Source organism: Eubacterium pyruvativorans, assembly GCF_900102225.1.
Classification (GTDB): domain Bacteria; phylum Bacillota; class Clostridia; order Peptostreptococcales; family Anaerovoracaceae; genus Aminicella; species Aminicella pyruvativorans.
The window spans coordinates 1-5,152 of sequence record NZ_FNBF01000045.1; the positions used below are offsets into that span (position 1 = coordinate 1).

The window sequence follows — 5,152 nt, forward strand, 5'->3', positions numbered from 1 at the left end:
GTAACTGCGAAGGTCGGCAAGCAGACGAAGAAGGTTACGATTACCGTTAAGAAAGCGAAGGCTGCAGTTAAGAAGACTGCGGTAACAGCTGTTGCTCTGAGCGCTGATAACGCTAAGGATCCGGCGAAAGAAGTTCTGGTTGGAACGAAGCTGAGAGCTGCCGTTACACCGGAGAACGCAACTGTTACATATCAGTGGAAGGCTGACGGCACAGCAATCGCTGGTGCAACAAGCTCCACATTCACTGTAACAACAGCTGAGATCGGCAAGGCGATCACAGTTGAAGCGACCGGCACAGGCAACTTCGAGAAGACAGCAGTTTCCGCTGCTACAGCGAAGGTTTCTGCTGTAACAGTTGCGAACGCAGAGGCTTTGATTCAGAAGGCCACGGTGTCTGGAACAACAACGACATGGGAAACTGTTAATACAACTACAACAGCTTATGCTCCAAATGTTGGCGATAAGCTGAGAGTGCTGTACTACACTGATACAGCCGATGCCAATAACACAACAAAGGATACGGTAAAGTCTGATGTTTCCACTTCTGTAGCAACATATCAGTGGTACAGAGTGGGCGGAAAAGATGTTCAGAAAAATGATATTACTACAGCTATTCCTGGTGCAACATCTTCCACCTATACTGTGACAAAGGACGATGCTGGATACCGTCTGCAGCTGGTAGTGACACCGGTGGCTGGTGTTAAGGGTATGTCCACAGATGCAAATGGCAAAACCAAGACATATACATTGGGTGAAGTATCCACTTCTAATGTTGCTGTCTCCATCAAGGTTGATAATGAGGATGCAGATACAACAACAGTTGGAAAGACTCTGGCAGCATCTGTAACACCTGCTGCTGCAGCTTCTGATGTCACGTACCAGTGGTCCGTTGGGGGAAATGATATTTCCGGTGCGACAAGTGCAACGTACACTCCGAGCGTCGCTGGTAACTATAGTGTGAAAATTTCACTGAAGCAGGGAGAAAACACTTGGGTCATCGGTACGGCTACTGATAGTATCATTGTAAAGAACGCAGCAACCAAAAAAGTGGCGATCACCAACGCTTGGAACACCACTGCATATAATGCTGGTGCTGGAACTGGGGTTGCACGCCTCACCAATCAGGTTGGTGATACACTGAACGTAACTTCGAATGATAGCGCAGCAACTGCAAAGTGGTATCTGAAGGGCGTTACGGATAACACGACTGGTAAGGACGTAGTTCTTGGTAACGGCAAAACTTTGACAGTTCCTGCATCCAAGCATGTGAACGACGAGGACGTAAGCACGGTTGGAAAGTCTGTATATGCAGTTGTTACAGGCGCAGCTGATGACTTCGTTGGTACTACAGCAACATCCAAGGAATTTGCAATTACCGCTGCACCGAGCAAGCTTGCTAAAGTGAGCGTTAAGGTTGGCAATGATGAATCGAAGGATTTAGTTCCGGATACAACCAACACTGTAGCAGTTGCTTCTGGAAATGTAAGTGCATCAAATGGAACCACAGTTGAAATCACACCAACAGATCTTCCTGCAGGAGCTAAAGTTACAACTGATGCCACAGGTGCAAAAGTAGTGGCTGGCGTCATTAAAATTGATGGCGTAAAGACCAACGACAACATTACGTTCACTGTTGACTTTGATGGTGAAGGTGAGGCGTACACACCGGTTACATATACTGTAGATATGAGTAAAGTAACTCGTGCATAGTGTATAACTGAATCAAACGATGCATTTCGTTTCAAGGACATCCGAGCGGTTCACCGCTCGGATGTTTTTATAACAAAAGAGGAGAATGCAAGGAATCGGATGACTCTGGATCATAACTATAATATCAATCAGCGTCTCATTGAAATATGTTTCTTTCCGCATAGTGTCTTACACAGTAAGCTTTTTCGAAATATATACATTATGTATTTTAAGTACTGTTCTGTTGTGGTATTATAATCCGTGAGAGGAGTTTGTTATGAAGGTTTTCCATCTTGTAAGATATTCAGTTTCAGGGATAAAATCTATAGAAGATCCAATTGAGTTGTCTTTTTACAAAAAGACTTATCGCAAACCGCTGGATACACAAAACTATAATATAAAAGCTATATATGGTATCAATGGTAGTGGAAAGTCTGCAATAATTACTTCGGTACAAATTCTGAAAAACATCATATTATTTTCAGATTATTTAAGCAATCCGCTCGTACAAAGAAATCTCGACGCTTTAGTTAACAAAAAAACGAGGTGCCTCCAGTTGGAAGCTGATTATCTTGTTATTGCCCAGGATAAAAATAGGTTGTTCAGATACTCTATACAAATTAATCAAAATGACGAAAATATATTCTTCATTTCAAAAGAAAAACTTGCTGCTAAAAAACCGAATTCTACTTCGGAATTTACTACAATTTACGAAGTGACGGATGGAGTTTTAATTAATGTTGAGTATGATCATGACAACCGTTTAGAAGAAACAGTAAAGGAAAGAACCAGTAACTTGCTAAGTTCTGCGTCTTTCTGTTCTGTTTTTTATTCGAAAATAATTAAAAATTCGAAGTTTGAGCAAGAAATTAAGAGTGCGAAACTAAGCTATTATGTAGGGCTGTTATCTTTATTTGGGAACAGCATTTTCGTTTGCATGGAGGAAAAAGATCTACATACCGGCTATTTCATTGAAGATAGTCTTTGGGGGGAGGATAGATTAAGTCAGTCTAATTTTAACGAGTTGCTTGATCATGCTTACAATATACAAAAGGCTCAACTGAGAACTCTCGATTCAAATAATATAGTTGTTCCAACGAAGAGGTTTTTAACTTTTAAGAAAGAAATACATAGATTACAGAATTTTATTCAAATATTCAAAAGCGATTTGGAACGTATCGATATAGAAAGAAAGATTGATGTTGATGTCCTCATTTGTTCCTTGAACATGGTATATCAAGATTACTCCATCAATGCTGAATTTGAAAGTACCGGTATAAAGAAGTTAATTAGACTTTTTTCCTATTTGGTGCGTATGGTAAGAGGTGGTATTGTATTCATAGATGAAATGGATTCAAATTTACATGATGTATATTTATGTGCTCTATTGGAATATTTAATGGAGTATGGATATGGTCAACTCTGTTTTACAACACATAACGTTGGACCCATGGATGTATTAAAAAGGAATAAAAAATCTATAGATTTTCTTTCTGAGGACCACAGAATATATTCTTGGAAGAAAAATGGAAATTATTCGCCTGCAAAACTTTATCGCAGCGGAATGATATATGGTTCGCCTTTTAATATAGAGGATATTGATTTTATTGGTGTGCTCGATTTCGATGGTGAGGAGAATAAATGAATTCTCAATTAGTATTTTGCGTTGAGACCAATCCGAAAAACAAATCAGATTGGATCTACATTAAGGAAACAATCGAACATTTCTTTAAATATGAACGAGGTTCCATTAAACTATCCCCTGTTTACATGGACGGTAAGAGCAATTATAACAGTGGTAAGGTACAGAAGAAGATTGAAAGTTTAAAGAAACAATTTGGAAGAGATGATGCAAGTCAAACAATAGTATTTTACTGTTTTGATTGTGATAAATACGATACTTTACCCGAAGACTCTAAATTTATTACAAAAGCAAAAGAATACTGCAGTCGAGAAAATTGTAGCGAATTTGTGTGGTTTTGTCATGATATTGAGGATGTCTATTGGAAACATCCGGTGAAATCTCATGATAAAGGTAGTGCTGCCAGAAAATTCAAACAGCAAAACCAGATAAAAATGGTTAATCCCCAGTTCTTAAGGGCAAAGGATTTTAAAATTCATTACAGCAATATAGTAGAAGTACTGATGAAGTATTTGCAAATTGATAGTGTAAGTGATCAGCGTAAACGTCAAAACTGATGCATCGATGAATCTATCCGCCATGTTGTGTCTAATGAGTAACTTCTGGGACAATAGGGGACAATAGAAAAAAAGTCTGTAAAAATGTTTGACAATGCCTTTCGTGACAGCAATCATTAATTCATGGAGAGCCTTTTACTATGACCAGAAAACCAAAGAAACCGGTGCATCATGTCGAAATGACTGAAGGAAAACGTGAGATCATCCGCGGGCTGCTTGAAGAGTACGATATAGAGAGCGCTCAAGATATACAGGATGCTCTCAAGGATCTGCTCGGCGGCACGATCAAGGAAATGATGGAAGCCGAAATGGATGAACATATCGGCTATGAAAAAATCTGAGCGGGCGAATTCGGATGACTTTGAACGCAATTATCGAAACGGATATAAGAATAAACAAGTCAATTCAAGCTACGGCAGTATGTCCATCGACGTTCCACAGGACCGTAACTCCTCCTTTGAATCTAAGGTCGTAAAAAAGCGTCAGAAGGATATTTCGGATATAGACCGGAAAATCATATCGATGTGCGCAAAGGGAATGACCACAAAGCAGATATCTGAAATGATCGAGGACATATACGGCTTTGAGACTTCAGAAAGTTTCATTTCAGACGTAACAGATAAGATCCTGCCGCAGATCGAAGACTGGCAGAACCGTCCGCTGGAAGCGGTATACCCGATCGTATTCATTGATGCAATTCATTTTTCTGTAAGAGAAGACGGTGTTGTACAGAAGCGTGCAGCGTATGTTGTCCTCGGTATCGACGCAGATGGAAAAAAGATGAAGGCCTTTGCAAAGGATCTTAAGACTATATATACAGCTCCTGATGAAAAGTCCGCACTGGAACAACTTGATCACGTTACAGATAAATGGAGTCCGCAGTATCCATATGCTATGAAACGCTGGAGCGACAACTGGGACGCCATATCCCCGATTTTCAAGTTTTCCAGGGATGTCAGAACAGCCTTCTATACGACCAACGTCATAGAATCACTGAATTGGCTGAACCGTCAGAGGAGCGTATTTCCAGGGTCTCAGGCGCTGCTGACTGTATCTCGCAGCATTCGAAGCCACACGTAAGTGGACAATGCCAATTCGCAACTGGGGATAAGTGCGAGGCGAATTGTCAGTTATGTACCCGGAGCGCTTGCCTGAAGAGAGTATGAAATAATCTCTGTAAAAGCTCATTTCTGAGGCCTTTCATGATACAATCAAAATCATGGAGGGCCTTAGTTTATGGCAAAAAGAGAAAGAAAATCCGTAC

The 5,152-nt window shown here is 40.4% G+C and carries 3 protein-coding genes and 1 pseudogene; all 4 read left to right on the forward strand.

Translation table 11 applies throughout. The features are described 5' to 3' along the window. Positions 1 to 1,710 (forward strand): hypothetical protein (locus tag BLQ24_RS10185; protein ID WP_336433287.1); only part of this gene is annotated, 1,710 nt, incomplete at its 5' end. 256 nt (positions 1,711 to 1,966) lie between these two features. Beyond that, positions 1,967 to 3,334: an AAA family ATPase gene (locus tag BLQ24_RS09780; RefSeq protein WP_090164740.1), complete on the forward strand. Its 1,368-nt coding sequence runs from the start codon at positions 1,967 to 1,969 to the stop codon at positions 3,332 to 3,334. Further along, positions 3,331 to 3,888, forward strand: a complete 558-nt coding sequence (locus BLQ24_RS09785; RefSeq protein ID WP_090164741.1) for a hypothetical protein — start codon at positions 3,331 to 3,333, stop codon at positions 3,886 to 3,888. The genes BLQ24_RS09780 and BLQ24_RS09785 overlap by 4 nt, the downstream gene beginning before the upstream one ends. A 140-nt stretch (positions 3,889 to 4,028) precedes the next feature. After that, positions 4,029 to 4,999: pseudogene (locus tag BLQ24_RS09790) on the forward strand (IS256 family transposase). Positions 5,000 to 5,152: the final 153 nt, after the last annotated feature.